The sequence below is a fragment of the Flavobacterium sp. U410 genome (assembly GCF_053570605.1).
Genome location: NZ_JBSEFI010000028.1, coordinates 1 through 26,750, shown reverse-complemented (window position 1 = coordinate 26,750; position 26,750 = coordinate 1). Strand labels below are relative to the sequence as shown.

At 33.3% G+C, this 26,750-nt stretch carries 28 protein-coding genes; 11 read left to right on the top strand and 17 right to left on the bottom strand.

Features of this window, described 5'->3' with window-relative positions; genetic code table 11:
- The first annotated feature begins 4 nt into the window (after nucleotides 1-4).
- Nucleotides 5-919 carry a bifunctional metallophosphatase/5'-nucleotidase gene (locus ACUSJC_RS15405; protein WP_449270457.1) on the top strand — a complete coding sequence of 305 codons (915 nt, stop codon included), beginning with the start codon at nucleotides 5-7 and terminating at the stop codon, nucleotides 917-919.
- Here the strand turns inward: ACUSJC_RS15405 and ACUSJC_RS15400 are convergent.
- The 7 genes from ACUSJC_RS15400 to rpsF all read right to left on the bottom strand — a co-directional run bounded on the left by ACUSJC_RS15400 (nucleotide 909) and on the right by rpsF (nucleotide 6,058).
- A complete protein-coding gene (locus ACUSJC_RS15400) occupies nucleotides 909-1,622 on the bottom strand; it encodes a hypothetical protein (protein ID WP_449270456.1) in 714 nt (237 codons plus the stop codon). The genes ACUSJC_RS15405 and ACUSJC_RS15400 overlap by 11 nt on opposite strands.
- Nucleotides 1,619-2,314: a hypothetical protein gene (locus ACUSJC_RS15395; RefSeq protein WP_449270455.1), complete on the bottom strand. Its 696-nt coding sequence runs from the start codon at nucleotides 2,312-2,314 to the stop codon at nucleotides 1,619-1,621. Before ACUSJC_RS15395 ends, ACUSJC_RS15400 begins: the two co-directional genes overlap by 4 nt.
- On the bottom strand, nucleotides 2,314-4,311 hold the full coding sequence (gene ligA, locus ACUSJC_RS15390) for an NAD-dependent DNA ligase LigA (protein ID WP_449270454.1): 1,998 nt from the start codon (nucleotides 4,309-4,311) through the stop codon (nucleotides 2,314-2,316). Before ligA ends, ACUSJC_RS15395 begins: the two co-directional genes overlap by 1 nt.
- A gap of 6 nt (nucleotides 4,312-4,317) precedes the next feature.
- Nucleotides 4,318-4,791, bottom strand: coding sequence for a DUF6495 family protein (locus ACUSJC_RS15385; RefSeq protein WP_449270453.1), 474 nt, complete (start codon nucleotides 4,789-4,791; stop codon nucleotides 4,318-4,320).
- A 116-nt stretch (nucleotides 4,792-4,907) separates the two neighbouring features.
- A complete protein-coding gene (gene rplI / locus ACUSJC_RS15380) occupies nucleotides 4,908-5,351 on the bottom strand; it encodes a 50S ribosomal protein L9 (RefSeq protein WP_449270452.1) in 444 nt (147 codons plus the stop codon).
- A 66-nt stretch (nucleotides 5,352-5,417) separates the two neighbouring features.
- Complete coding sequence (gene rpsR / locus ACUSJC_RS15375) at nucleotides 5,418-5,714, bottom strand: 30S ribosomal protein S18 (protein ID WP_072785428.1); 297 nt, start codon at nucleotides 5,712-5,714, stop codon at nucleotides 5,418-5,420.
- 2 nt (nucleotides 5,715-5,716) lie between these two features.
- The gene (rpsF, locus tag ACUSJC_RS15370; protein WP_449270451.1) at nucleotides 5,717-6,058 is read right to left on the bottom strand and encodes a 30S ribosomal protein S6; all 342 of its coding nucleotides are present in this window, start codon (nucleotides 6,056-6,058) and stop codon (nucleotides 5,717-5,719) included.
- 153 nt (nucleotides 6,059-6,211) lie between these two features.
- Here rpsF and ACUSJC_RS15365 point away from each other — a divergent pair, with 153 nt between their 5' ends.
- Nucleotides 6,212-6,907 (top strand): LytR/AlgR family response regulator transcription factor, encoded by a 696-nt coding sequence (locus tag ACUSJC_RS15365; protein ID WP_449270450.1) that lies wholly within the window; start codon nucleotides 6,212-6,214, stop codon nucleotides 6,905-6,907.
- On the opposite strand, the gene priA is transcribed toward ACUSJC_RS15365, so the two are convergent.
- The 6 genes from priA to menD all read right to left on the bottom strand — a co-directional run bounded on the left by priA (nucleotide 6,904) and on the right by menD (nucleotide 14,055).
- Nucleotides 6,904-9,381 (bottom strand): replication restart helicase PriA, encoded by a 2,478-nt coding sequence (gene priA, locus ACUSJC_RS15360; protein ID WP_449270449.1) that lies wholly within the window; start codon nucleotides 9,379-9,381, stop codon nucleotides 6,904-6,906. The genes ACUSJC_RS15365 and priA overlap by 4 nt on opposite strands.
- A 99-nt stretch (nucleotides 9,382-9,480) precedes the next feature.
- Entirely contained in the window at nucleotides 9,481-10,044 is a 564-nt protein-coding gene (locus ACUSJC_RS15355; RefSeq protein ID WP_449270448.1) for a chalcone isomerase family protein, read from the bottom strand.
- Nucleotides 10,045-10,065: 21 nt separating this feature from the next.
- Nucleotides 10,066-10,992 (bottom strand): YihY/virulence factor BrkB family protein, encoded by a 927-nt coding sequence (locus ACUSJC_RS15350; protein ID WP_449270447.1) that lies wholly within the window; start codon nucleotides 10,990-10,992, stop codon nucleotides 10,066-10,068.
- A gap of 3 nt (nucleotides 10,993-10,995) precedes the next feature.
- Nucleotides 10,996-11,853, bottom strand: coding sequence for a carboxylating nicotinate-nucleotide diphosphorylase (gene nadC, locus ACUSJC_RS15345; RefSeq protein WP_449270446.1), 858 nt, complete (start codon nucleotides 11,851-11,853; stop codon nucleotides 10,996-10,998).
- Nucleotides 11,854-11,961: 108 nt separating this feature from the next.
- Nucleotides 11,962-12,303: a DUF2853 family protein gene (locus ACUSJC_RS15340; RefSeq protein ID WP_449270445.1), complete on the bottom strand. Its 342-nt coding sequence runs from the start codon at nucleotides 12,301-12,303 to the stop codon at nucleotides 11,962-11,964.
- A 96-nt stretch (nucleotides 12,304-12,399) separates the two neighbouring features.
- Nucleotides 12,400-14,055 carry a 2-succinyl-5-enolpyruvyl-6-hydroxy-3-cyclohexene-1-carboxylic-acid synthase gene (menD, locus tag ACUSJC_RS15335; RefSeq protein WP_449270444.1) on the bottom strand — a complete coding sequence of 552 codons (1,656 nt, stop codon included), beginning with the start codon at nucleotides 14,053-14,055 and terminating at the stop codon, nucleotides 12,400-12,402.
- A 77-nt stretch (nucleotides 14,056-14,132) separates the two neighbouring features.
- On the opposite strand from menD, the gene ACUSJC_RS15330 reads away from it, so the two are divergent.
- Entirely contained in the window at nucleotides 14,133-14,627 is a 495-nt protein-coding gene (locus ACUSJC_RS15330; protein WP_449270443.1) for an N-acetyltransferase family protein, read from the top strand.
- On the opposite strand, the gene ACUSJC_RS15325 is transcribed toward ACUSJC_RS15330, so the two are convergent.
- Both ACUSJC_RS15325 and ACUSJC_RS15320 read right to left on the bottom strand, forming a co-directional pair.
- Nucleotides 14,624-15,478, bottom strand: a complete 855-nt coding sequence (locus ACUSJC_RS15325) for a sulfurtransferase (RefSeq protein ID WP_449270442.1) — start codon at nucleotides 15,476-15,478, stop codon at nucleotides 14,624-14,626. The genes ACUSJC_RS15330 and ACUSJC_RS15325 overlap by 4 nt on opposite strands.
- A gap of 6 nt (nucleotides 15,479-15,484) precedes the next feature.
- Nucleotides 15,485-16,072, bottom strand: coding sequence for a glutathione peroxidase (locus ACUSJC_RS15320; protein WP_449270441.1), 588 nt, complete (start codon nucleotides 16,070-16,072; stop codon nucleotides 15,485-15,487).
- A gap of 102 nt (nucleotides 16,073-16,174) precedes the next feature.
- Here ACUSJC_RS15320 and ACUSJC_RS15315 point away from each other — a divergent pair, with 102 nt between their 5' ends.
- Nucleotides 16,175-16,549, top strand: a complete 375-nt coding sequence (locus tag ACUSJC_RS15315; RefSeq protein ID WP_449270440.1) for a potassium channel family protein — start codon at nucleotides 16,175-16,177, stop codon at nucleotides 16,547-16,549.
- 272 nt (nucleotides 16,550-16,821) lie between these two features.
- On the opposite strand, the gene ccsA is transcribed toward ACUSJC_RS15315, so the two are convergent.
- Nucleotides 16,822-19,959: a cytochrome c biogenesis protein CcsA gene (gene ccsA / locus ACUSJC_RS15310; RefSeq protein ID WP_449270439.1), complete on the bottom strand. Its 3,138-nt coding sequence runs from the start codon at nucleotides 19,957-19,959 to the stop codon at nucleotides 16,822-16,824.
- A 103-nt stretch (nucleotides 19,960-20,062) separates the two neighbouring features.
- The gene (locus tag ACUSJC_RS15305; protein WP_449270470.1) at nucleotides 20,063-20,794 is read right to left on the bottom strand and encodes a biotin--[acetyl-CoA-carboxylase] ligase; all 732 of its coding nucleotides are present in this window, start codon (nucleotides 20,792-20,794) and stop codon (nucleotides 20,063-20,065) included.
- Nucleotides 20,795-20,889: 95 nt separating this feature from the next.
- Between ACUSJC_RS15305 and rsfS the strand changes: the two genes are divergently transcribed.
- The 7 genes from rsfS (at nucleotide 20,890) to ACUSJC_RS15270 (ending at nucleotide 26,503) form a co-directional block, all read left to right on the top strand.
- Entirely contained in the window at nucleotides 20,890-21,261 is a 372-nt protein-coding gene (gene rsfS / locus ACUSJC_RS15300) for a ribosome silencing factor (RefSeq protein WP_449270438.1), read from the top strand.
- Between the two features lie 2 nt (nucleotides 21,262-21,263).
- Nucleotides 21,264-23,252 (top strand): ATP-dependent zinc metalloprotease FtsH, encoded by a 1,989-nt coding sequence (gene ftsH / locus ACUSJC_RS15295; protein WP_449270437.1) that lies wholly within the window; start codon nucleotides 21,264-21,266, stop codon nucleotides 23,250-23,252.
- 111 nt (nucleotides 23,253-23,363) lie between these two features.
- On the top strand, nucleotides 23,364-23,972 hold the full coding sequence (locus ACUSJC_RS15290) for a lactate utilization protein B/C (RefSeq protein ID WP_449270436.1): 609 nt from the start codon (nucleotides 23,364-23,366) through the stop codon (nucleotides 23,970-23,972).
- A gap of 1 nt (nucleotide 23,973) precedes the next feature.
- Nucleotides 23,974-24,792: a phosphatidate cytidylyltransferase gene (locus ACUSJC_RS15285; protein ID WP_449270435.1), complete on the top strand. Its 819-nt coding sequence runs from the start codon at nucleotides 23,974-23,976 to the stop codon at nucleotides 24,790-24,792.
- Complete coding sequence (locus ACUSJC_RS15280) at nucleotides 24,782-25,432, top strand: phosphatidylserine decarboxylase family protein (protein ID WP_449270434.1); 651 nt, start codon at nucleotides 24,782-24,784, stop codon at nucleotides 25,430-25,432. The genes ACUSJC_RS15285 and ACUSJC_RS15280 overlap by 11 nt, the downstream gene beginning before the upstream one ends.
- Nucleotide 25,433: 1 nt before the next feature.
- On the top strand, nucleotides 25,434-25,733 hold the full coding sequence (locus tag ACUSJC_RS15275) for an acyl-CoA-binding protein (protein ID WP_449270433.1): 300 nt from the start codon (nucleotides 25,434-25,436) through the stop codon (nucleotides 25,731-25,733).
- The gene (locus ACUSJC_RS15270; RefSeq protein ID WP_449270432.1) at nucleotides 25,730-26,503 is read left to right on the top strand and encodes a superoxide dismutase; all 774 of its coding nucleotides are present in this window, start codon (nucleotides 25,730-25,732) and stop codon (nucleotides 26,501-26,503) included. Before ACUSJC_RS15275 ends, ACUSJC_RS15270 begins: the two co-directional genes overlap by 4 nt.
- The last annotated feature ends 247 nt before the right edge of the window (nucleotides 26,504-26,750 follow it).

The following is a 26,750-nucleotide window of genomic DNA, read 5'->3' as shown; positions in this document are numbered from 1 at the left end:
GAATATGGAAAGAAGAGATTTTATACAAAAAACAGTTACCGGTTCGGCTCTTTTATCACTTGGCGGATTATCTTTAAGTAGTTTTGACAAAATTGAAACTAAGAAGATAACTATTCTTCACACTAATGATGTTCACAGCCACATTGACCCTTTTCCTGCTGACCATCCTAAGAACCCGAATATTGGGGGTGTTGCCAGAAGAGCTGCTCTTATCGATAAAATAAGAAGTGAAGAAAAGAATGTTTTACTTTTAGATGCCGGTGATATTTTCCAAGGAACTCCTTATTTTAATTATTATGGCGGTGAATTAGAGTTTAAACTAATGAGTATGATGAAATACGATTTGGCTACCATGGGAAATCATGATTTCGACAATGGAATTGACGGTTTTTACACTCAATTACCGCATGCTGATTTTGACTTCGTTTCTGCTAATTATGATTTCAAAAACACTATTTTAAACGGCATTGTAAAACCTTATAAAATTTTAGTTCGCGACGGAATCAAAATCGGAATTTTTGGTTTAGGCGTTCAATTAGAAGGTTTGGTAGACAAAAAACTTTCTAAAGAAACAGTCTATAATGACCCGATAGAGATTTCCACCGATATTGTGCAAGAACTAAAAGAAAAGCACAAATGTGATCTAATCATTTGCTTATCGCACCTTGGTTTTAAATATAAAGACGATCCTAATAAGGTTTGTGATACTTTATTAGCTCGAAAAACCAAAGATATTGATTTGATTATTGGCGGGCACACACATACTTTTTTGGACAAACCTGTTATTGAAACTAATTTGGATGGAAAACCGGTTCCGGTAAATCAGGTTGGGTGTTATGGAATCAATCTAGGAAGAATAGATTTTTACTTTACTAATGACAAAACATTTGACGGAAGTACAAGAAATATTATTGTATAGTCACAACTGAGTTTTCCTGATCTCTAAACATAAAATATTTCACCAAAAAGAAATAACTCGGAATTTCAATTAAACAACTCGCATACAGCCAAATTTCATGTTGGCTGTAATATTTATACATCACATACAATGTATCTGAACCAAAAAGCGATACAAATGTGATTAATAAAAACTTTGAACTCATCGTTTTTTTCTTGAAGAAATTATATGCGCTCATTATTAGTATACCTATAGCCATAGTTGTATAAAACAAAACATTATAGTATACACTAAAATCTTTTGTCAACCAATATGTTGAAATCAATTTTATTAGTATAGAGAACATAACACACATAAATAAGATAACTCTCAAAACAACCAGCTTATTCTGTTTCTTAAAGATTCTGGAATCTTCTAATAAAAAGTAGAATAAAATAATCATTATAAATGAGTAAACAAAAAGAGCTCCTTTTGTAAAGACATCTTCGAGCATTAAAGATAGATTATCAGCTACAAAAAGTAACAAAAACACCACATAATGCATTTTATTTTTATACCCGTCAATACCATTATTAAAAAAATAATAAAACGATATTGATGTTACAATCATGGGCTTAAAAAGCAGCGAAATTTCTTTATCGTCATATATCTTAAAGAAAAAAAGATATAGTACATACGATAAAAAATACAAGGCTAAAGCAGGATTTTTAAAATTTGATATCATACCAGGTTTTTAACAGTCTTTTCTCTTTCCACAAAATACATCAGATAGAAGTAGTATGATAACGTTTGGGTAGCTATGTTTGTTATTCTGAATAGCTTTATTTCTTCAAAATTTTTATACAAAACAAAAAATAAATCAGAAAATATAAATGTTGATACTGCCAAAGTTAAATAAAAATTCTTCTTGTTTGCTGAATTATAATAAATTATCGTTGTTAGCAATCCCATAATTTCAAGCTCTATTCCAAAAAGCAAATAAGCCAAGAACTCCATTTTTGTTTTTACTTCTAAAAAATCTAACACTAAAAGAATAAGCGTTGTTAACACTGCTAAAACCAGAAAAAAAGAAAAATCAATAATATTTTCATCTACTTCTTTAACCAAAATCCTAAAGTCTTTCCATATAAAACAAAGCACCAAGATGTAAGGAACTAAAAGCACGAATAATGATAACTCATAAATTTCTTCTCCACCGATCAAAAAGAGCATGTCTCCTACAAAGAAAAAAAGCAACGAGAGAAAAAACATTGTGTTCACTTTTTCTTTTGAAAATGTAAAATAAGCAAAGAAAATAGACGGAATAATTACAGGTTTTACTAACAACTCTAATTCATAATTATCAAAAATAGAAGCTCCCACAAATAGTATTGCCGCTATAGCATACAATAGTATGGAAACTTCTACTTTAAGCATTATTCTAATAAATCATTAAATTCATATTCTGAAATAATAGGAATTCCTAATTTATTTGCTTTTTCCAGTTTAGAAGGTCCCATATTATCTCCCGCTACTACATAATCCGTTTTAGACGATATAGAACTTCCGACTTTTCCTCCGTTATCTTCAATAGCTTTTTTCAAATCGTCTCTAGAATACACTTCAAACACTCCGGAAACCACAAAAACCTTTCCTTCTAGTTTATTGGAAACCGAAGTTGATTTGCTCTCATCGACAGCTAATTGCACTCCATATTTTTTTAAACGGTCAATTAACAACACATTATTAGGGTTCTCAAAAAACTGAAGAACACTTTGCGCTATTTTTTCACCAATCTCATCTACCAATACCAGATCCATTAAAGAAGCCGAAGTCAAAGCATCGATATTTTTATAATGTTTCGCTAATTTTTTAGCTACTGTTTCTCCGACATATCGAATTCCTAAAGCATATAATACTCTTTCAAACGGAATTTCTTTCGATTTTTCTATTCCATTGATTAAATTTTCAGCCGATTTCTCAGCCATGCGTTCCAATGGAACAATCTGTTCTTTTTTCAGTTCGTATAAATCGGCGTAATTTTCAATCAAACCATTATTATATAATAAAGCCACTGTTTCACCTCCTAAACCATCAATATCCATTGCTTTACGCGTGATAAAATGCTGAACACGACCAATAATTTGAGGGGGACATCCATAAAAATTAGGGCAATAATGTTGTGCTTCACCTTCATTTCTAATCAATTCCGTATTACATTCCGGGCAATGCGTAATATATACAGTCTTTTGAGAATCAACTCTTCTTTGAGTCACATCAACACCTACAATTTTCGGGATAATTTCGCCTCCTTTTTCTACAAAAACAGTATCTCCTACTCTAATATCTAATTTCTCTATTTGATCAGCATTATGCAATGAAGCTCTTTTAACAATAGTTCCGGCTAACTGCACCGGTTCTAAATTGGCAACTGGCGTGATCGCTCCGGTTCTTCCTACCTGATAAGAAATAGAATTTAAAACCGTAACTGCTTGTTCTGCCTTAAACTTATAAGCAATTGCCCAACGAGGGGATTTAGCGGTATATCCTAATTCTTCCTGATATTGAATTTGGTTGACTTTCACTACCACTCCATCGGTTTCAAACGGCATATCGTGTCGGTGAACATCCCAATAATTAATGAACTCAAACACTTCATCTACCGATTTAACCAACTTGGATTGTTTAGGTACTTTAAACCCCCATTCTCTGGCTTTTTCCAGTCCATGAAATTGACTGTCTAACGGAAGATTATTTCCTACAATAGAATACAACAAACAATCTAAAGGTCGTCTGGCAACTTCAGCTGAATCTTGTAATTTTAAACTTCCTGATGCTGTATTTCTTGGATTTGAATATGGTGTTTCTCCTATTTCAATCAAATCCTGATTCATTTTTTCGAAACCTGCCAAAGGCAAAATAATTTCACCTCTTATTTCAAATTTATTCGGATAATCCCCTTTTAACTGAATAGGAACCGATTTGATCGTTTTTACATTATTGGTTACATCATCCCCTTGAAAACCATCACCACGAGTTAAAGCTCGTTTTAGTTTTCCGTCTTCATACAAAATACTAATAGAAGCGCCATCATATTTTAATTCGCAAGTGAATTCTAGCTGAACGTCTCCCAATATTTTTTGACAACGTGAAATCCAGTCTATTAAATCTTCTTTTGAATACGAATTATCTAAAGAATACATTCGATATTCATGCTGAATGGTTTCAAAATTCTTAGTCACAGCGCCCCCAACACGTTGCGTTGGTGAATTTTCATCAAAAAACTCAGGATGCTGCGTTTCTAATTCTTGTAATTGTTTTAATTTCTGGTCAAATTCAAAATCTGAAATTGTTGGATTATCTAAAACATAATAATTATAATTATGCTGATTTAATTCTTCGCGTAAAGCTTTAATAGTTGCCAAAGCATCCATACTAATTTATTGATTTAATAGAATTTCTAATTTAGTAAACAACTCTCCTTTGCTAATGATTCCGCCTTGTTTAATAATTTCAAACAAAGCACCGTTTCTGTCAACAGAAATATCCTTCTTTCCTTTTTGTATTTCAACTTCTTTTGAACTCATGTTTTCGCTTAACCAATGAATCCCTTCTGCACTTAAAAAATCAACATCCCTATTAACTGCATTAATTACATAGGAAAAAACGATTCCTCCAATACATTTGAACAAAAAAATATAGTTTTTAGAAAAATGGTCGATAAAATTCACATTTGTAAGAGCTCTGTCCCAAATCATATCTGAGAAAACATCTATTTCCTGTTCTGCCACTTGAGGTTTGGTTTCTTTTAAGACATCCCATTCTTTTTTATCAATAGATTGGGTTGCCAAAAAAGTAATAAATTCAGGATGTAACTCCTCTAATTGTTCTTTGGTAAGTCTGATGTATTTCATATAAGCTAAACAAATACAAAGAAAGCCAAGAAAGCTTTCTCTTCTATAGAATAAAAAGGTAAATATAAAAAAAGCTCCGCTAATTGCGGAGCTTTCAATCAATATTTTTCTATGAATTAAGCTTGTTCAGCAACAATTTCATAAGGTAAATCTACGATAACTTCTCTGTGTAATCTTACAGTAGCGCTATATTTACCTAATCTTTTCACGATACCGCTAGTGATGAATTTTTTCTCAATAGCATGACCGTTACTTTCTAAAACAGCAGCAATATCAGCGTTTGTAACTGAACCGAATAATTTATCACCACCTGCTTTAGCTGTAATTTTGATCTCAAGAGCTTTGATTGCATCAGCAATAGCTTTAGCATCAGCAACAATTTTAGCCTCTTTATGAGCTTTTTGTTTTAAATTTTCAGCTAAAACTTTTTTAGCAGAAGGAGTTGCCAAAATAGCAAAACCTTGAGGAATTAAATAGTTACGACCATAACCGTTTTTTACAGTTACTACATCATCTTTAAATCCTAAATTCTGTACGTCTTGTTTTAAAATAAGTTCCATGTTGTTGTCCTTATATTAGTAGAAGTTAGTCCCGATGTTATCGGGACAACAACTATATTTTAATAATTATTTTAATAAATCAGCTACGTATGGCATTAAAGCTAAATGACGAGCTCTTTTTACAGCCACAGAAACTTTTCTTTGGTATTTTAAAGAAGTTCCGGTTAAACGACGAGGTAAAATTTTACCTTGCTCGTTAACGAATTTCAATAAGAAATCAGGATCTTTATAATCTACATATTTAATACCTGATTTTTTGAAACGACAATATTTTTTTTGTTTGTTAGTTTCAATATTTAATGGGGTTAGATATCTGATATCTCCCTCTTTTTTACCTTTTGCAGATTGCTCTAAAGTTGACATAATTAGTTTGATTTAGATTTTAATTTTGCTCTTCTTCTTTCTGCCCATGACACAGCGTGTTTGTCTAACGCTACAGTCAAGAAACGCATAATACGCTCGTCACGACGGAATTCAGTTTCATAAGCAGCAATAATATCGCCAGGTGCTTTGAATTCGAATAAGTGATAAAAACCACTTTTTTTGTGTTGGATTTCATAAGCTAATTTTTTTAAGCCCCAATCCTCTTTTGATACCATCTCAGCTCCTTTTGACGTAAGAAAATCTTCAAACTTGCTTACTGTTTCCTTTATCTGTTGTTCAGATAAAACGGGATTCAAGATGAAAACAGATTCATAATGATTCATACTAAATACAATTAAGTTATTTATAAAATTGGGTGCAAAAGTAATGCTTTCTATTTAATTATCAAAACCTATTTTTCTTTTTGTATATTTTTTTATGCAATCCCGCGTTATTTCAAATAAATACTTTATATTTAACAGGAAAATTATATGCCTATGAAATTGAACTGTATCGTTGTAGATGATAGTGCCATCCAGAGGATGACTATTACCAAACTTGTTAACGAATCGCCTAATCTTCATTTAGTAGGCGACTTCGCTAATGCTCTTGAAGCAAAGAACTGTATCAATCACAATACAGTTGATCTTATTTTCTTAGACATTGAAATGCCGCTAATTAACGGTTTTGATTTATTGGACGGGTTAAAAATGAAACCCCAGATTATCTTTATTACATCTAAGGCAGATTATGCCGTTAAAGCTTTCGATTATGAAGCAACTGATTTTTTGCAAAAACCTATTTCAAAAGAGCGTTTTTTAAAAGCTGTTAAAAAAGCATTAGAACTACATCAGCTACGATCTGACGCTCAAGAAGATTTGGGAGAAGCTATTATTATTAAAAGTAACTTAAAAAAACTAAAAGTTTACACTTCAAAAATTAAATGGATAGAAGCCTTTGGCGATTATATCAAAATTATTACTGATGACGAAAACCATCTTGTGCTTTCTACTATGAAATCTTTTGAAAACGAATTACCACAAGGAAAATTTATTCGTGTTCACAAATCTTTCATTGTAAACGTAGAACGAATTGACAAATTTAACAGCAAATTTGCTGAAATTGGAAATACAAAAATTCCAATAAGTAGAAACAAAAAAGATTCTATTGCTAAAGCTATCGAAAGTCTTTAGTAGTAATCCACATTAGCCGAAACTTTAATACTTCGGTATTGCGAAACCGCTTCAAAACTATTCAATATTTTTTGGATAGTTTTTTTTGTTTTACCCAAATGATGTTCTGTTGGAATTTTAACCAAAATCGTTCGGATATATTCATTTCGAATTCTGCTGATCATGGGTTCTTCCGGACCTAAAACAGGCAAATCCAAGTGTTGTTTCATTACATTATATATCCAAAATGAACCTTCCTTCAACTTGTCGTAATCTCTATGTTTTAACGTAAGACGAATGATTCTGTAAAAAGGCGGATATTTGAAATTCTTTCGTTCATAAATTTGCTCCTTAAACATTTCCTCATACGCATTGTGCACCACTTGTTGAATGGTGTTATGATATGGATTATAGGTTTGAATCAAAACTCTTCCTTGTTTCTCTTTTCGTCCTGCCCTACCCGAAACTTGCGTCATCAACTGAAACGCACGTTCGAAAGCTCTAAAATTAGGTTGATTCAACAAATTATCGGCATTGAGAATTCCTACCAAAGTTACATTGTCAAAATCCAAGCCTTTAGCTAACATTTGAGTTCCTACCAAAATATCAAATTCCCGATTTTTAAACGCATCGATAATTCGTTCGAAACCAAATTTACCTTTTGTAGTATCTTGATCCATTCGTCCAATTTTTTTCATCGGAAACAACTGAATCAATTCTTGTTCTATTTGTTCGGTTCCAAAACCTTTCGTATTTAAATCCAACGAATTACAACTATGACAATGCGTTGGATTAGCAATATGATAACCGCAATAATGACATTTTAGCTGATTTTTATATTTGTAATACGTTAAACTAACATCGCAACTTGGACAATGCGGCACGTGACCACAGGTTAAACACTCCACGTAAGGCGAAAATCCACGTCGGTTTTGAAACAAAATTACTTGCTCACCATTATTGACTGTTTCTTTGATATTTTCTAGCAAAACATCCGAAAAATGTCCGGTCATTCGCTTTCTAAAATATTTATCTTTTAAATCGACCAGTTGAATTTCGGGCAAAACTACATTTCCGTAGCGTTCTTTGAGTTCGACCAAACCGTATTTTCCAATTTTCACATTGTAATACGATTCTAAACTAGGCGTTGCGCTTCCTAACAAAACTTTAGCTCTATACCATTTTGCCAAAACTACTGCCGCATCGCGCGCATGATAACGCGGCGCAGGATCTTGTTGTTTGAATGTTTGTTCGTGCTCTTCGTCAATAACGATTAACCCTAAATCAGAAAAAGGTAAAAACAACGCACTACGAACACCAATCACCACGCGGGCTTTTTGCTTTGCTTCTTCACTGGCGTTTGGATCTGCATATTGCAACAAATTATTCCAAACTTCAATGCGTTCGTTATTGGTATATTTGGAATGATACACTGCCACTTGGTTCCCAAAGTAAGCCGTTAAACGTTGTACCAATTGAGCGGTTAAAGCAATTTCCGGCAACAGAAACAACACTTGTTTTTCGTGTCTTAAAAAACGTTCAATTAATTTTATATAAATTTCTGTTTTTCCGGAAGCCGTTACACCGTGAAGCAACATGACGTCATTTTCATCAAAACCGGTTTCAATTCCTTTTAAAGCATTGGCTTGAGCCAAACTCAATTGGAATGCCGAATCGTCTTCTTTTTCAAAAGAAACCCGATCTTCATGGATATGATATTCGATAAAAATTTCCTTTTCTACCAAGGCTTTTACAGTTGCCGCAGTAGTTCCTGATGTTTCCAACAACTCTTTAACCGGAATAGGTTTTCGTTCCCTTGCTTGCAACTGAAAATAATGCAAAACCAATTCGCGTTGTTTGGGTGCACGTGAGAGAATTTCTAGTAATTCGGAAAGTTTTTCTTGTTGCGAATACAACTCGTCCAACTTAATATAGCGAACTAATTTAGGTTTGTACTGCTCACTGATTTCTTCGTGCAATGCAATAGCACCTTTTTCTAAAAGCGAATTTATAACCGGAATTACCGTTTTTTTACCCAAAATCTTTACCACTTCTTGCAGCGTAATCGATGACTGATGTTGCAACGCTTCAACAATTAGATATTCGTCATCTTTTAGTTGATGTTTCGGTAAATCATCAATAGCTTTGGGCAACAATTGAGTTTCGCTCTCTAAAATAAATCCGGACGGAACTGCCGCTTTAAAAACTTCGCCCAAAGAACACATATAGTATTCTGCAATCCAGTTCCAATGTTGAATTTGAAATTCGTTTACAATGGGTTTTTCGTCTAAAATTTGATGAATTTCTTTGGGTTCGTACAACTGCGGTGGCGTATTGTGTTTCCCGATAGTTAACGCTGTATAGATTTTGGTTTTACCAAAAGGAACTGCAACACGCATTCCTATTTGCATGAAGTTAAACTCCGCTTCGGAAACCTGGTACGTAAATGTTTTGGCTACTGCCAATGGTAAAACAACTTCTATAAAATACAGCATATAACAAAGGTAGTTTTAAAAACGAAAAAGTGAAAAGACTTTAAATAAAAAAGCGCTCTTGAGTAAGAACGCTTTTGCTTATTTTTTAGTGTTTTGGAATTATTTTCCTAACATTCCTGCTTTTAAGTTTTTATCGGCCGGTTTGTCGCATAACCAAATTCCGAAAAGTGCTTTTTTGAAATCTTGACCTTCAATAACGCCTTTTTTCGTTCCGTTTTTATACACTACAACGCCAGTTCCTGGAACATTTACGATAAGGAATTGATCTCCTTTTACGATTTCTTCTTTGAAGAATGCTTTGAATTTATCGATTTTAGCTTTCAAAGGAGCTGTTTTTCCTCCGGTTGCGTTTTCGAAACCTTCGTTAACGGCATTAATCATTTTTTCGGAAGTAATCATTCCCGAAACGATGTTTAATTTAATAGCGGCACCTTCAGTACTTGCCATAATTTCATTGGCATTGCTTGATTTTTTTGGTAAATACAAAGAACCTACATATAAATCAATCCACATTTTTTCTCTTAAACCAGCACCATTTAACACTAAATCTTGTCCGTCAATAGTTAATTTATTATCTACTTTTACACCACTTATAGTTGTTTGCGCAACTGACACTAAAGAAGTCAAAGCCACAAACAAAAAGAATACGATTTGTTTTTTCATAATTTTTGATTTTAATTTTTGCTAAATATATAAATTTTTTCTTTTTAATTTACTAATTGTAGCATTTAACTCGAACCCTAACAATAAAACCATACAGTTGATCCATATATAGAACATTAATACAAGAAGCGTACCAATTGATCCATAGAGTTCATTATACCTAGCAAATTTTTCTACATAAATACCAAAAACATAAGAAGAAAGAACAATTAGAATCGTAGTAAAAGCTGCTCCATAGCTTATAAAAGAAATGGTATAAGTTTCTTTGGTTCCAAATTTATACAAAATAGAAGTCGTGATTAAAACCATTAAAAGGACGAACAAATATCTTCCCCAAACAATCAAATCGACATCATCATTAATGAAACCCTGCATTTTTATTTTTTGAATGATTATCTCAAAAGTAACAATAGCCGCCACGGTAAACAATAGAATAAAAGACAAACTCAAGGAAATGGCCAAAGCTACAAAATATTGCCTAAAGAAACCTCGAGTCATGGTAATATGAGTAGACATTTCAAAACCTCCTAAAATAGCATTTATTCCATTAGTCATCAAAAAGATAGATAAAATAAAACCCGATGACAACAAGCCGTTGTAACTGTTATTCAAAATATCTGTTAAGGTAGCATGAATAGCTTCAAAAGTATTGGGAGGAACGTTTTCGGCAATGAATCCTAAAAAATCATCTTGAAAATTATCGATAGGAATATAAGGAATCAAGTTTAAAATAAACAGCGCAAATGGAAACAGCGCCATAAAGAAACTGAACGCAATAGCACTGGCGCGATAGGAAAACGCTCCTTTTAGAATTCCAGTAACATAAAGTTCAATGATATCATAAAGAGAAAGTCCCTCCAAAGATTTCAGTGTAATTCGCTTGGCAATGGCTATCAATTGCTTGACAACCGGAATTTGATTCAGTTTATTTTCTATTTTTTCAGACATCGATTAAAAAGCCTTTAAACTTAAATCCATATTATAAATTGAATGGGTTAAAGCGCCCGATGAAACATAATTCACCCCACAATCAGCATACGCTCTAACGGTTTTTTCATTAATATTTCCAGAAGACTCTGTTTGACATTGGTTACCAATTAACGCTACAGCTTCTTTGGTCATTTCGTAATCAAAATTGTCTAACAAAATCCTAAAAACACCTTTTGACTGTAAAATCTCTTTCACTTCGTTTAAGTCTCTAGCTTCCACGATAATTTTTAAATCCTTTTGATTATCCTTCAAATAGTGCTGTGTTTTTTCGATAGCTTTAGTAATTCCACCGGCAAAATCAATATGGTTATCTTTTAGCATAATCATATCGTACAATGCAAAACGGTGATTTTCACCTCCGCCAATTTTAACAGCCCATTTTTCGATAGCTCTAATTCCCGGAGTGGTTTTGCGCGTATCTAAAATTTTAGCTTTTGTTCCTGTTAATAAATCAGCAAAGAAACGTGTTTTTGTAGCAATAGCACTCATGCGCTGCATGGCATTTAACACCAAACGTTCGGCTTTTAAAATAGATTGTGAACTTCCGTGAACTGTGAACACAATATCTCCATATTTTACTGAATCACCATCGTTCATCAAGGTTTCTACTTTTAAATTAGGATCTACATATTGGAAGACCATTTTAGCAAATTCAACTCCGGCAATAATACCTTCATCTTTTACTAATAATTTTGCTTTTCCTTGTGCTAAAGCAGGAATACATGCTAATGAACTGTGATCACCATCTCCTACATCCTCTCGAATAGCGTTTGTAATAATTATATCTAACTCTTTTTGAAATTGTTCGGCTGATATCATAAAAATGTAATTAGTTTTGCTAAGGTAACAATTAGAAAGCATTTACAAAAAAACCACGTGTAAAACGTGGTTCAAAGAGCTTTTTTCTATAATTGCCTTGTATTAATCCTATTTGTAAACAGATTCTTTTTTGAAATGTTTTGTTAACAAATAATAAAACACTGCTCTGTATTTATTTTTATTTGATTTACCATATTGATCAATTACACCTGCAATTGCAGCATCTAACTCAGGTCCATCTTTTAAACCTAACTTCTTAATCAAGAAATTATTTTTAACTGTTGCCAATTCTTTGTCGTCAGTACCAGAAACAGTAGAAGAATCTGCATTATAAATTGATGGGCCACAACCAATAGTTACTTTTGTAAGTAAATCCATATCTGGAGTAACACCACATTTATCTTTTAAATCTGCAGCATATTTTACGATTAATTCATCTCTTTTACTCATATTTTTAGAAGTTTACAGTTGTTTAACTCTTCAAATATAATAAATCAAAAATTAAATCGCAATAAAAGAATCACAAAATATGAGACTTTATTTACTTTATAACAATTTCTTAAAATAGCCTTTCAAAATACTGTCATTTTCTTTTTCCGGTGTAAAAACTTCTAAGATTTGCGGTTGCTTGTTTTGCTGCAACATTTGGTTTAAACCAAGTGTAAAATCCGCTTCATTAGCTGCTTTTTGATACTCAAAACCATACATAGCCGCTAAATGCTGAGCCGTTAATTGATGCGACGTTTCAAAATAACGGTTGAATGTTGGCGTTTCTTTATGACCTGGTAAAATCCTAAAAATTCCGCCACCGCCGTTATTAATTACAATAATTTTGAAATTCTTAGGAATGTAATTATTCCACAGTGCATTGCTGTCGTAAAAGAAACTAATATCTCCTGTCAGTAAAACTGTTGGCAGTTCGGTAGTTGTAGCTGCGCCAATGGCTGTCGAAGTACTTCCGTCAATTCCGCTGGTTCCTCTATTGCAGAACACTTGGATTTCCGGATGAATATCGACCAACTGCAGATAGCGTATTGCCGAACTATTACTGACTTGCAATTGCATTTTCCCGGCTAACTTTTGACTCAACACATCAAAAACTTTAAAATCTGAAAAAGGAATAGCATTTACATATTCATAATGTTTTTGAGCGCGCTGTTCTTGAATTTGACTAATTTCAGTTTTATAACTACTCTCTACAACTATTGCTTTAGTCATTAATTCATTAAAAAACAATTTTGACGAAACCGTAAAATGATTTGACAAACAGCCAAACGTATCGTATGCACGTAATGGATCAATGTGCCAATGTTTTTTAGGTTGAAATTTTCTTAAAAAGGCTTTAATTCGTTTCGAAACCACCATTCCGCCAAACGTCACTAAAAGTTCTGGTTGAAATTTCTCGAAATCTTCCGTCGTAAAAGGCGTAATAATCGTATCAATATTGGACACAAAAGACGAATGGTGTAAATTGGATGTCTTTTCGGTAAACACAACCACACTCGGATCTTTTGCCAAAAAGTTTACTATTTTTTCCTCAATAGCATTAGGAAACAACTCCCCTACTAAAACTAATTTCTTTGTACTATTGTTCCAAACATCAGCCACAGCATCAGAAAGTTCAAAACTACGATTAGGTTCTGAAATAACGCTTATTTTGGGCGAAACCGAAAGCGCTTCTACCGTATCATACAAAGGCTCTTCAAACGGAACATTGATGTGCACCGGACCTTTTTTTTGCACAGCCGTATCAATGGCTTCGCAAATTATAGTATCGTTTTCAAATGAAGCTTCTTCTAATAAATTGGCGTTAAACAAAATATGATTGGCATATACATTTTCCTGACGAATGGTTTGTCCGTCACCAATATCTATTTTTTCATGCGGACGATCAGCGCTCAATACAATCAACGGAATTTGGCTGTAAAAAGCTTCAGCCACCGCCGGATAATAATTGAGTAAAGCCGAACCCGAAGTACACACTACCACAACCGGCTCTTTCTTTTGCTGAGCAATTCCCATAGCAAAAAAAGCTGCGCAACGTTCGTCAACAATACTATAACAATTAAAAAATGGATTATTGGAAAAACCAATGGTTAACGGGGCATTTCTGGAACCCGGTGAAATTACTATATTTTGAACTCCTTTATTTTTTAAAATCTCTAAAATGCTTTGAGCCAAAGGAATTTTTGGGTACATCATAATTTATGCAGTATAAAGAGCAAATTTACAAAAGTTGCCCTGCTTTTTAGTACATTTACGGTATAAATAATTACGCTATGTCTTTGCATATTCGAAAGTACACTACGGCCGATTGTCAAGCTATTTTAGACATCATCAACTATAATATCTTACATTCTACGGTGATTTATGACTATGAACCGCGAACATTAGCGACGCAATTACACATTTTTGAAGATAAATTAGCCAAAGGTTTTCCTATTGTGGTTGCCGAAAAAAACAACGAAGTGGTTGGTTTTGGATATTATAGCGAATTTCGTTTTAGAGATGCCTACAAATTCACAGTAGAACATTCGGTTTATGTACATAAAGATTACCAGGGACAAGCCATTGGTAAACGAATTTTAGAACACTTAATCATGTTGGCACGCGAACAAAAACTTCACACTATGATTGGCGTTATCGATGCCGAAAATACCGGAAGTATCTTCTTTCACGAAAAAATGGGTTTTGAAATTGTGGGAACCATTAAAGACAGTGGCTATAAATTTGACCGCTGGCTTCATTCGGTTTTTATGCAGATTATGCTTTAACTGGCTGTTCCTGTAGCTATTTCTTTTTCATTTCTTGACCATTCACTCCAAGAACCTACATAGAGTTTAGGTATTCCTAATCCGGCATAATCCATTGCTAATAAGGTGTGACAAGCTGTTACGCCCGAACCGCAATGTACTACTACATTTTCTAACGGTCGATTCTCCAAAACTGAAATGTATTGTTGTTTTAATACTTCCGGACTTAAAAAAGTTCCATTAGTACTCAAGTTTTTAACGAAAGGAACATTAAACGCTCCCGAAATATGTCCCGCTACTAGATCAATAGGCTCGGCAATACCTTGGTAACGACTTTCTTCACGAACATCAATAACCAAAAAATCTTTATTTTGACTAATAGTTTCCACTTCGTCCATTGAAGCGATAGGCAATTGCCAATGTGAAACCGGATAGTCTTCTACAGCCTCAATCATTACTTTTTGGTTATCCAGAGTAAAACCTTGTTCTTCTGCCATTTGAATTCCACCATCTAATACCTGAACTTTTTCGTGCCCCACAGCTTTCAGCATCCACCAAAAGCGAGCTGCAGCATTGGCTCCATTCTTATCATCGTAAATCACAATGTGAGTCGCCTTGGAAATCCCTAATTGCCCTAACGTTTTTGAAAAAGCTTTAATTTCAGGCAACGGATGCCTTCCACCGTTACTCAAATCGGTTTTAATATCAGCCAATTGGGTATTTAAATCCACAAAAACAGCACCGTGTAAATGCTTGCTTTCATAATTGCTTTTAGCCTCTTTGTGATTGGAAACATCAGCAATAAACAGTTTTTTTTCTGTTGCAGTGAGCTTCAATAGTTCGCTTGCAGAGATAATTGGACTCAACATCATTATGAATTATTTTCCTTCAATCCAATGGATGATTTTTTCATCGTTTGGCAACGTACGAGGCGAAATAATCATTTCTAATTCTCCTTTTTCGTTCAATAAATATTTTTGGAAATTCCATTCTACTTCGCTGTCTGCTACTCCATTTTTAGCTTTTTGAGTCAAAAATTGATAGATCGGATGCATATCATCACCTTTTACCGAAATTTTACTCATCATAGGAAAAGAAACACCATAATTTCTTTGGCAAAAAGAAGCTATTTCAGAATCGGTTCCGGGTTCTTGTTCTAAGAAATTATTGGCAGGAAAACCAACAATAATGAAGTTCTGATCTTTGTATTTTTCGTAAATTTCTTCTAATTGTTCATATTGAGGCGTTAAACCACATTTAGATGCCGTATTGACTACCATGATTTTTTTACCTGCTAAATCACTGAATTTAAAATCACTTCCACTAATATCTTCGACCGTAAACTGATGAATTGATGCTTTTTCCATATCGCTTTGTCCTGTTAATTTCTTATTTAAACTTTCTTGTTGTTTACAACCAATTAGGGTTAAACCAAACACAAATAATTGAGCTATTTTTCTAAACATGACTTTATTTTTCTCAAATTTATCAAAATATTTAATTTTACCCTACTAAACAACTCTTAAAAAGTTGTGAAGAAATGAAGTTTAATTTAATAATGATAGCTTATGTTTTTCTTTAAAACGCTAATTTCTTTTCTACAGGACGATGAATACCGTGATTTATTAATAACTACTATGGTCATTATTATTGTGGGAACTATTGCTTATCATTATTTAGAAGGCTGGACAATATTAGACTCGCTTTATTTTTCAGTGGTAACTTTAACCACTATTGGTTTTGGTGATTTTACTCCGAAAACGGATGGTGGAAAAATTTTTACTATTTTTTACATCGTCATGGGTATTGGAATGATTTTGAGTTTTATCAACACAGTACAACACCATTATACGGTTATGCGACACCAAGAGAAAAGAGAAATCGTTGGTAAAATGAAGCGAAGTGGTTTTACTGACAGTAGAAAAAAGAAGCCTTCAAATTAAAAATTCCAAATCAAATGTTAATTTTTAACCCAAAAAAACTCTTTTTTTGTCATTCTGAACGAAGTGAAGAATCTCATAATCTTTTTATCAAAGTCTCAATTATAAATAACGAACGTTGAATGTTGAAAAACGAATTTTGAAGTTTTTTAACCACAAAGTACACCAAGAAAGCACTAAGATCACTAAGTTTTTCGTCATTACTTAAAAATAGAATAACTAAAAAAGCTCATAAAACAAAAAAGACAACTGCTACGCTGTCTTTTTCTGTATTCTTATTTTTTTAAATATTTTCGATATTTCATCAAGGCTAACAAGGCTATTATAATGACTACTGTAAGAATGTAGAAATAATAGGTTACGTTTTGGCGTTCTCCGGAAGCGTAAGAATGTAGTCCGCTTAAGTGAAAATTTACTCCAACGTAGGTCATTACAATCGATGCAAAGGCTAATACACTCATGAAATTATATGCCCATCTTCCTCTTAATCCCGGAACTAAACGCGCATGAATTACAAAAGCATACACCATAATACTGATCAATGCCCAAGTTTCTTTCGGATCCCAACCCCAATAACGTCCCCAACTTTCGTTAGCCCATTGTCCACCTAAGAAGTTACCAATTGTCAACATGACCAAACCTATAGTTAATGCCATTTCGTTGATATAACTTAGTTCATCAATCGCTAATTTGGTTTTGACTTTATTTTTTTCATTCGTAAAAATCATCAAGAACAATGCTGTTAAACCTAAAACCATACCTAAAGTAAACGGCCCATAGCTTCCTACAATGACTGCTACGTGAATCATTAACCAATAGGAATTTAATACCGGTTGTAAGTTTCCAATTTCGGGATCTAACCAACTCCAGTGTGCCACCATTAAAATCATAGATGCTACGAAAGCTGTTGCTCCTACTGCCATTTTTGATTTATTGCCGAACAACAACCCGAAAAGCATAGTGGCCCAACCTACATAAATCATACTTTCGTAAGCATTACTCCACGGTGCGTGCCCTGAAATATACCAACGTGCAATTAACCCCGCAGTATGCAACGCAAAACAAATCGCAATAAATACATGGAACATATTAACTCCCATGTTTACCCATCTTTTGGTAGAAAATAGCTGTAAAATGGTAAAAAACAACATCAAAATCCCGGCTAACATATAGTAATAATGTAGCTTTTTAAAGATGTCATATTTGTTGTATAGTACCTCTGTTTCTATTTTTTTATCAGAAAGCATCACATTACCTCCAAAACGCTTTTGGTATTCTTTTAGACCGGTTAATAAGCTATTGGGTAATTTGTAATCTTTAGAAACTGCCGATTTACTAACAGCATCTAAATAAAACGGAATAATGTTTTTAATTGAATCTAACTGTGTTCCTGTTGGTTCGCTCACTTCTAAATAAGAAACCCATTTGTTGTTGGCATCATTGGGAACAGGAAACACTTTTAAAATATCGCCACTTAAAGCAGAATGCAACAAGTTTACTTTCCTATCGGCATCAATAAAATCCTTTTGGAATTGATTTGGTACCGGTTCTCTATAAGCAACATCTAAATAGGATGACAATTTATAATTCCCTTTATCGTCAAAGAAATCAATTAACGACGCATATTTCGCTTCTTTTGGAACACCTATAATCTTACGAATACTATCGTTTCCTCTTTTCAAATAAACCACTGGTAATGAAAACCAATATTGCGGAAACTGCGTCATGGAAATAAATGCTTGATCGGCATCCATTCCTTTATAATTATCGCTTTGATGAACTTTACGTAACAATTCAGAAGCAAAAGTATTGATAGGCTTCATTCTTCCGCCTTGATCCTGAACTACAATTTTACCGAAAGCATCGGCATGTTCTTGTGATACTTTAAATTTATTTAAAAACTCTAAAACTTTCGTTTCATCATTAGGCGCATGATCGTGCGAGTCTTGAGCTTGCATTCCTAATGTAAAGAAAGAAACAGCTATGATAGCTAAAGTTTTCTTTTTCTCTTTGAGTTTTTGAATTTTTCGCTTTAAATCGCCAAAACGAGTGTTTTTATCGAATAAGATCATCATCAAACCAAAATACAGCAAGAAATAACCTATATATGTTAACCAAGTTCCCCAAAAATCGTGATTTACCGAAAGATTTGTTCCCTTTTCATCCGGATCAAAACCTGCCTGGAAGAAACGGAATCCTTTGTAATCCAAAATATGGTTCATGAAAACACTGTCTTTAAAAACTTTACTATCTTCTTGATCGATAATTTCCAATTTACTTTTGTAAGCCGAATAACTTTTTTCGGTTCCCGGATATTTATCGGCAATAAAATCTTCTAATTTGATGGAAAATGGTAACTCATACACTTTACTTCCAAAGAAAAGCGTAAAATCTAAATCGCCAATAGTGACAGTTTGAGGCATTCCCATTTTTCCACGTGAACCTACTAAAGTGAATTTTTCTTCTTTTCCTTGCGATTTCACTTTTACCATCAAGACATCATCTGACTGTTTATCTTTGAAATCACCATTTGATTTATAGGCAATTTTTCCTTTTTTAGCCAATTCCGGAAACACAAATTGCGCTCCACCCAAGTTATACAATGAACGTAAAAACAACACTTGAGTGGTATCTTTGACTACTTTATCTTTAAATTGGTCTGCCATTCGCATAAAATCTCCTTCAAAAGGCGATTGGATGAAATAAGCTCCATTTTGAAGTGAAATATTAATAGCTCCGCTAGTAGGTTTATTAAAAGCAAATAACACATTGTGAATATTTTGCACATCACCTTCCTTCAAAAAGTGTTCGTGACGGCTTCCTCCACCGGATTCCACCATTTTGATAAACAATTCTCCGTTTTCATCTTCTTCGATGATTTCAGTTCCATTCATGATGTAATTGTCATATTCAATGGTAAACGGAATATCACTGAATTCACCCTTAATGGTAAAATTATTATTGGTTACCGGAGAAAGATAAAGTGGTTTTTCAAACGTTTTACGTTTCATTTCACCTTTATAATCGCCATCAACAAAAGCTATTAAAAAAGGCTTATCCGAATACACGCGGTTTTCCGTTTCTCCTTCGCGAATAGGCATCATTCCTTCGTAACTGATGTAACGCGTAATAAATGCTCCGACTAAAATAAAGATGAAAGACAAATGTAATAAAAGTGTTGCCCACTTTTCTCTTTTATATAATTGATATCTTTTAATGTTTCCAATAAAATTGATTACAAAAAGTACCATAATGGTTTCAAACCACCAACTGTTGTAAATAATAATTCTTGCAGTATCCGTATTGTAAGCGTCTTCAATAAAAGTTCCTGCTGCCATGGCTGCTGCAAAAACTAAAAATAAAACAGCCATTAATCGAGTAGAAAATAAAAAGGAAAATATTTTTTTATCCATTTTGGAGAAATTCGAAAAGTTAGTCAGGATGCAAATGTACTCAAAAACAAAATAAATGCAGGTAATTTAACAAAGCTTTACTAAGTTTTAAGATTTGCTTGCATTAATAATACATCTTCACTTCTTTTAAATCGAAAGTTCGAATAGAATCGTCTTCTAATTGAATACACAGCTTCCCTTCTCGGTTTACTTCAAGGATTATTCCCATGAATTTACGCTGATTGGGCGTCTCAAAAACTGTCGGAATCCCTTTTCGAAACAAAAACTTGTGATATTCATTCCAAATTTCTTCTTCATCTACACTACAATCTTCTGAGAAAAAAACGGTCATTTCTTTTAGAATTGCATCTAAGACATCTTCAATAACAAATTCTTGACCTGTAACATTTTTTAAAGACGAAGCTTGTGGCAGATTTTCAAATTTTTCCTGATTTACATTCAGCCCGACTCCAATAATAGAATACACTTCTCCATTTCCTTTAAAGAGATTCTCCACTAAAATACCTGCAACTTTCTTATTTCCCGACAAAATGTCATTAGGCCATTTTATACTCACATCAGAAACCGTCATTTTTTTTAACGCTTTTAAAATGCAAAGCGGAACTATGATATTCAACAAGAACAAATCATTGTACCGACTTATAAAATCTTTTAAAAACACACTGAATGTCAGGTTTTTACCCTCCTCAGCTTGCCATCCATTCCCTCTTTGTCCTTTTCCCTGAAACTGATTTCGGGTAGTGACAACGGTCAGATTTTCTAGGTTAGTTTCTATGATTAACTCCTTTAAGAAGGTATTTGTTGAAGCTGTGGCATTGAGTTTGATGATATTCATCGGATACAAAAAGTAAAGATTTTATTTTAATCTTATGTTAAGTTTCAAAAATAAATACAAAAAATGATAACTTTGCATAAACTTAAAAATTTTAAATGACGAAGCAAAATTATAGTAACGACGATTTATTGGCAGCCATTTTAAAAGGCATTGAAGATGTAAAAGGAGCCGATATCGATATTTTAGATTTAAGAGAAATAGAAAACACCGTTTGCGATTATTTTATTATTTGTAACGGTAACTCCAATACGCAAGTTGCGGCAATTGCAAACTCCATTCAAAAAGTTGTTTCTAAAGAGTTAAAAGAAAAACCCTGGCACGTTGAAGGTATGGAAAATGCTGAGTGGGTATTAATGGATTATGTAAACATTGTAATTCATGTATTTCAAAAACACATTAGAGAATATTACAACATTGAAAGTTTGTGGGGTGATGCAAAAATAACTTCAATCGAAAGCAAATATTAATCATGGCAGACAACAATAAAAAAAATAATAACAATCAGGGATTTAATTTTAAGATAAATCCGTGGGTTTTCTACGGTCTCTTTATTAGTCTCTTTATTCTTATTTCTGTTTTTAGTAACGGATTAAATTTTAGTAACCCAAGACCTATTTCATTGTCTAAGTTCTACCAATATTTAGATTCTAATCAGGTTGACAAAGTTAGTTTTACTAATAGCAAAGCTACAATCTATCTAAAAGAAGCAGCTCTTAAGGATACAATTCACAAATTAGTTAGCAAGGATGTTTTTAACAAACTAAATGTTAAAGGACCTCATTATATTACAGAAATCGGTGATTTAAAAGATTTTCAGGAAACGTTGAAAAAGGCTTTAGACGAGCATAAAATTTCCGAATACACTAAAGAACCGGAAAGCATGTGGGGAGAATTACTCTCTATATTATTACCATTCTTATTGATTGGCGGTTTGTGGTTATTCATGATGCGTAGAATGTCTGGTGGTGCCGGAGGAGGCGGAGGTCAAATCTTCAGCATCGGAAAGTCGAAGGCTAAACTTTTTGATGAAAAGAACGATGTAAAAGTTACGTTTGCTAATGTTGCCGGTCTAGAAGGTGCTAAAGAAGAAATCCAAGAAATTGTTGAGTTCTTAAAGAACCCAGAAAAATACACTTCTATTGGAGGTAAAATTCCTAAAGGGGCATTATTAGTCGGACCTCCGGGAACAGGAAAAACCTTATTGGCAAAAGCTGTTGCCGGCGAAGCCAAAGTTCCTTTCTTCTCACTTTCAGGTTCTGATTTCGTGGAAATGTTTGTAGGTGTCGGAGCATCACGCGTTCGTGACTTATTCAAACAAGCGAAAGAAAAATCACCTTCTATCATTTTCATTGACGAAATTGACGCTGTAGGTCGTGCCAGAGGAAAAAACAATATGTCAGGTTCTAACGACGAAAGAGAGAACACACTAAACCAGTTACTAACAGAAATGGACGGTTTCGGAACGAATACAAATGTAATTGTATTAGCGGCAACAAACCGAGCTGACATTTTAGATAAAGCTCTATTACGTGCCGGGCGTTTTGATCGTCAAATATATGTTGACCTTCCGGACATCAGAGAACGTAAAGAAATTTTTGAAGTTCACTTGAAACCAATCAAAAAAGCAGAAGATATTGATAGCGAATTTTTAGCAAAACAAACACCTGGTTTTTCCGGTGCCGATATTGCTAATGTTTGTAACGAAGCTGCCTTGATTGCTGCTCGTAAAGATAAAAAAGCCGTCGGTAAACAAGATTTTCTTGACGCTGTTGATAGAATTATTGGTGGTTTAGAAAAGAAAAACAAAATTGTTACTCCGGATGAAAAACGTGCTATTGCCATTCACGAAGCAGGTCATGCAACTGTAAGTTGGATGCTACAATATGCCGCTCCGTTAGTAAAAGTGACTATTGTTCCTAGAGGTCAAAGTTTGGGTGCTGCTTGGTATTTACCGGAAGAGCGCTTAATTGTTAGACCAGAACAAATGTTAGACGAAATGTGTGCTACCATGGGTGGTCGTGCTGCAGAAAAAGTAGTTTTCGATAAAATTTCAACCGGAGCTCTAAGTGATTTAGAAAAAGTAACCAAACAAGCTCGTGCCATGGTTACCATTTACGGATTGAACGATAAATTGGGAAATATCACATATTATGATTCGTCAGGACAAAGTGATTATAATTTTTCAAAACCGTATTCTGAAGAAACCGCTCAAGTGATTGACAAAGAAATTTCAGAGGTAATCGAAGGACAATACCAAAGAGCAATTGCTATTCTTACTGAAAATAAAGACAAATTAATAGAACTTGCTGATATTTTAATTGATCGCGAGGTGATATTTAAAGATGATTTGGAAAATATTTTTGGAAAAAGACCTTTTGAAAAAGAAATACACTCTGCTGAGACTGATATTAATAGCCGAGTAGATAACACTTCTGAAAGCACAGAAAAATCAGAATAATATAAAATAAAGTTATATTTTTTAAAAAAATCTTGATTCAGGCTATTCTTTGAATCAAGATTTTTTTATCTTTGACACTTCACAAGAATAAAACATTCCCTCTAAAAATTAATGAGTCTTTTTAGAAAAATTTTTGGTACATCAAGCGATACATCTAAGAGTAATAAGGAAAATGAAACTGAAAAAAGTCCTTACACTCCTGAGGTGAATTTACCTATTGATGAAATGTTTATCATGCATTTTAAAAAAAATGGCGGAAAATTTATCTATTGTGAAAACTTGGAAGAAGTTAGTGAAAATTTCATGAACATTCTGGAAGAAAACGATTGGTTTGAAAAAGAAGCCATGTGTTTTGATAATCGTTTAAACTATTTATTAGACGAAAATAAGCTTCCTCACAACACCCCAAAGACCCCCGAATTCATCTTATCCTCTTGTGAAAATCTCATTGCTGATGAAGGTTCAATTCTATTCTCTTCCAATCAGTTTAAACATTTTAAACCAACAGAATTACCAACTAACATGGTTGTTTTAGCCACTACTAGTCAGATTGTAGCTAATAAAAGTGATGGTTTAAGAGGTATTAAACAAAAATACGATCGAGAATACCCGTCTAACATTACAACTATTAAATACTTTGAAGAAGTAAAAGAACAAGATTTTTTACATTATGGAAGTTGCCATAAAAACTTGTATCTGCTTCTTTTAGAAGATCTTTAGGATGAATGAAACTTTAAAAAGAGGCATCACAGGTGTCATTTATGTTACTCTGCTTTTAAGTTGCGTTTTGTACTCAGAAGAAAGTTTCTATTTGCTATTTGGATTTTTTTTGCTTGTTGCTGTTTATGAATTCTGTAAACTAGTTTCTATTTCAAAATGGCTTCCTTTATTATTAGCCACTTTTATTTATAGTTTTTTTTACAATACCCGATTCAATCCTATTTTAGATTCAATCATTACCGGATTTACCATTGCTATTTCCTTACGACTGATTCGGTTCTTATTCAATGAAAACGCTAAAGAGTTATCTATTTTCTCAAAATATTACTTTTTATTTGGTTACATTATTTTCCCTTTTGTTTTGCTCACCAAAGTTCCTTTAGGCGTAAAAGGCTATAATCCTAAAATATTAATTTCCATTATTGTCCTTATTTGGACTAACGACACTTTCGCTTACTTAGTAGGTAAAAACTTCGGAAAGCTAAAATTACTTCCCAGTATTTCACCTAAAAAAACGATAGAAGGCTTTATTGGCGGAATAGTATTTTCTCTAGTCAGTGGTTATTTACTGGCAAAATATTATATTAAAACTGAGCAATTTTACTTCTGGATTATCATAGCGCTAATTGTTAGTATTTTCAGTACTTTAGGCGATCTGATTGAGTCCAAGTTTAAAAGAATTGCAGGAGTAAAAGACAGCGGAAAAATAATGCCCGGTCACGGAGGCATACTAGATCGCTTAGATAGTATTATCTTTGTTGTACCATTTATATATTTATTTTATTTAACTTTAAATCTTTTAAGGAGTTATGTTTCATAAAGAAGGCGGAAAAATCATCCTTGGAGCAGTCATTTTAACTGTAGCTATCATTTTTTTAAGTGATTACTTCATCACTTTGCAATGGCTTAGAAATAGCTTAATTCTATTGGCTATTGTGTTTTTAATTTTGATTCTGCAATTCTTCAGAAACCCTAAAAGAGAAGTCGACAACAGCGACAATCATATTTTGGCTCCAGTTGATGGAAAAGTGGTGGTTATTGAAGAAGTTTTTGAACCCGAATATTTCAAAGACAAACGTTTGATGGTTTCCATATTTATGTCACCTTTAAATGTTCACGTAACAAGATATCCTGTAAACGGAGTAGTAAAATATAGCAAATATCATCCAGGAAAATACTTAGTGGCTTGGCATCCGAAAGCCAGTGAGGAAAATGAAAGAACAACTGTTGTTGTTAATAATAGAGTGTACGGAGAAGTAATGTACCGTCAAATTGCCGGTGCTCTGGCGAGAAGAATCGTAAATTATGCCGAAGAAGGCATGCGTGCTACTCAAGGAAAAGATGCCGGTTTTATTAAATTTGGCTCACGTGTTGATATTTATTTACCTTTGGGCACCCCAGTTGATGTAAAATTGGGACAAAAAGCCATAGGAGCAAAAACTGTTATTTGTAAAAAATAGAATGAGTTTAAAAGATTTAGATACTTTATTTGACGAAGCATTTGAAAATGCCAATTTAGTTCCTAAAGAATCGGTACCTCAAAACGTACAATTGGTTTTATATGCTCTTTACAAGCATGCCACTTCAGGAAGAATAAATGCGTCTTCTACTAATAATGACAATAATGATTTAAGTGAAGACTTGCGCAATGCTTTTAAATTGAATGCATGGATGCAGGTTAAGCATCTTAGCATTGAAGAGGCAAAACAACAATATATTGATATTATCAACGAATTAATGCGAGAAAGAGGTTTATTATGAAAAAAAATGCTCTTGCTTTAGTTTCTCTTTTAGCAATGTGTTCTTGTATAGAAAACAATCATTTGGAAGAAGTACAAATTCCTGAACCGGAAGTTATTGTACAGACTAAATTTGCCAATCCAAATGACTTTAAAGCAACAGGACTTCCATTTAAACTAACTTCTATCGACTATACTTTTGAAGATTTTCCTGATTTTATAGATGGAAAAACGTTTGAATTTCATTATACTCGAGTGTATTTGAATTTTACCAATAATTTAAACAAATGGGTAACAGAGAAAAATTGGGAAACTAAAAAAGTAAGCCAAATTTGCAGAGAAATAAATCCTGAGGATAAAACTTTTCTTCATACAGCAGGAGGATTTTATAATCACACTTTATTCTTTGAAAATCTAACACCTAAAAAAGACAGTAAGCGTTCTACTGATTTAGAAGCAGCTATTGTTAGAGACTTTGGTTCTTTTGCTAATTTCAAAAACCAATTTATTGAGAAAAGTATTGCTACAATTGGTTCCAATTGGGTTTGGCTTATTGTAAATAACAATCAAAAATTAGAAATTGTAACTACCCTGAACGAAGAAAATCCTTTGATGCAGCACAGCGCAACGAAAGGCACTCCTCTACTCTGTTTAGATCTTTGGGAACATGCTTATCTCTTAAATGAAAAGCCTAGCAAAAAAAACTATATCAATTCTTTTTTCAATTATATCAATTGGGAAAAAGTTTCTGAAAAATATGAAATATTTATTCCAATAAGTCCGCAACGTTAAGCGGATTTTTTTATTTATTAATGTTTTTCAATCGTCATAGCATATTCTTCAAAATTCTAAAAAAAATTACTATTCTAATTTTTTGAAATAATTTATTTATAAATTTGAACAACAAAACGTTCTTAAAAATACTAGAAAAAAGTCTGGTTTTTAGCCTCAAAAAAGAGCAAAAATTGCCAAATTGTGCATGTTTTTCAGTAAAAGTAAAGCGCTTAAAGTATTGTATTTACTAGTTGTAAAAGCATTT

Excerpts from the sequence above, each read along its gene's own strand:
- ACUSJC_RS15405 (WP_449270457.1), top strand. The coding sequence starts at position 5 with ATGGAAAGAAGAGATTTTATACAAAAAACAGTTACCGGTTCGGCTCTT.
- ACUSJC_RS15400 (WP_449270456.1), bottom strand. The coding sequence starts at position 1,622 with ATGATATCAAATTTTAAAAATCCTGCTTTAGCCTTGTATTTTTTATCG.
- ACUSJC_RS15395 (WP_449270455.1), bottom strand. The coding sequence starts at position 2,314 with ATGCTTAAAGTAGAAGTTTCCATACTATTGTATGCTATAGCGGCAATA.
- ligA (WP_449270454.1), bottom strand. The coding sequence starts at position 4,311 with ATGGATGCTTTGGCAACTATTAAAGCTTTACGCGAAGAATTAAATCAG.
- ACUSJC_RS15385 (WP_449270453.1), bottom strand. The coding sequence starts at position 4,791 with ATGAAATACATCAGACTTACCAAAGAACAATTAGAGGAGTTACATCCT.
- rplI (WP_449270452.1), bottom strand. The coding sequence starts at position 5,351 with ATGGAACTTATTTTAAAACAAGACGTACAGAATTTAGGATTTAAAGAT.
- rpsR (WP_072785428.1), bottom strand. The coding sequence starts at position 5,714 with ATGTCAACTTTAGAGCAATCTGCAAAAGGTAAAAAAGAGGGAGATATC.
- rpsF (WP_449270451.1), bottom strand. The coding sequence starts at position 6,058 with ATGAATCATTATGAATCTGTTTTCATCTTGAATCCCGTTTTATCTGAA.
- ACUSJC_RS15365 (WP_449270450.1), top strand. The coding sequence starts at position 6,212 with ATGAAATTGAACTGTATCGTTGTAGATGATAGTGCCATCCAGAGGATG.
- priA (WP_449270449.1), bottom strand. The coding sequence starts at position 9,381 with ATGCTGTATTTTATAGAAGTTGTTTTACCATTGGCAGTAGCCAAAACA.
- ACUSJC_RS15355 (WP_449270448.1), bottom strand. The coding sequence starts at position 10,044 with ATGAAAAAACAAATCGTATTCTTTTTGTTTGTGGCTTTGACTTCTTTA.
- ACUSJC_RS15350 (WP_449270447.1), bottom strand. The coding sequence starts at position 10,992 with ATGTCTGAAAAAATAGAAAATAAACTGAATCAAATTCCGGTTGTCAAG.
- nadC (WP_449270446.1), bottom strand. The coding sequence starts at position 11,853 with ATGATATCAGCCGAACAATTTCAAAAAGAGTTAGATATAATTATTACA.
- ACUSJC_RS15340 (WP_449270445.1), bottom strand. The coding sequence starts at position 12,303 with ATGAGTAAAAGAGATGAATTAATCGTAAAATATGCTGCAGATTTAAAA.
- menD (WP_449270444.1), bottom strand. The coding sequence starts at position 14,055 with ATGATGTACCCAAAAATTCCTTTGGCTCAAAGCATTTTAGAGATTTTA.
- ACUSJC_RS15330 (WP_449270443.1), top strand. The coding sequence starts at position 14,133 with ATGTCTTTGCATATTCGAAAGTACACTACGGCCGATTGTCAAGCTATT.
- ACUSJC_RS15325 (WP_449270442.1), bottom strand. The coding sequence starts at position 15,478 with ATGATGTTGAGTCCAATTATCTCTGCAAGCGAACTATTGAAGCTCACT.
- ACUSJC_RS15320 (WP_449270441.1), bottom strand. The coding sequence starts at position 16,072 with ATGTTTAGAAAAATAGCTCAATTATTTGTGTTTGGTTTAACCCTAATT.
- ACUSJC_RS15315 (WP_449270440.1), top strand. The coding sequence starts at position 16,175 with ATGTTTTTCTTTAAAACGCTAATTTCTTTTCTACAGGACGATGAATAC.
- ccsA (WP_449270439.1), bottom strand. The coding sequence starts at position 19,959 with ATGGATAAAAAAATATTTTCCTTTTTATTTTCTACTCGATTAATGGCT.
- ACUSJC_RS15305 (WP_449270470.1), bottom strand. The coding sequence starts at position 20,794 with ATGAATATCATCAAACTCAATGCCACAGCTTCAACAAATACCTTCTTA.
- rsfS (WP_449270438.1), top strand. The coding sequence starts at position 20,890 with ATGACGAAGCAAAATTATAGTAACGACGATTTATTGGCAGCCATTTTA.
- ftsH (WP_449270437.1), top strand. The coding sequence starts at position 21,264 with ATGGCAGACAACAATAAAAAAAATAATAACAATCAGGGATTTAATTTT.
- ACUSJC_RS15290 (WP_449270436.1), top strand. The coding sequence starts at position 23,364 with ATGAGTCTTTTTAGAAAAATTTTTGGTACATCAAGCGATACATCTAAG.
- ACUSJC_RS15285 (WP_449270435.1), top strand. The coding sequence starts at position 23,974 with ATGAATGAAACTTTAAAAAGAGGCATCACAGGTGTCATTTATGTTACT.
- ACUSJC_RS15280 (WP_449270434.1), top strand. The coding sequence starts at position 24,782 with ATGTTTCATAAAGAAGGCGGAAAAATCATCCTTGGAGCAGTCATTTTA.
- ACUSJC_RS15275 (WP_449270433.1), top strand. The coding sequence starts at position 25,434 with ATGAGTTTAAAAGATTTAGATACTTTATTTGACGAAGCATTTGAAAAT.
- ACUSJC_RS15270 (WP_449270432.1), top strand. The coding sequence starts at position 25,730 with ATGAAAAAAAATGCTCTTGCTTTAGTTTCTCTTTTAGCAATGTGTTCT.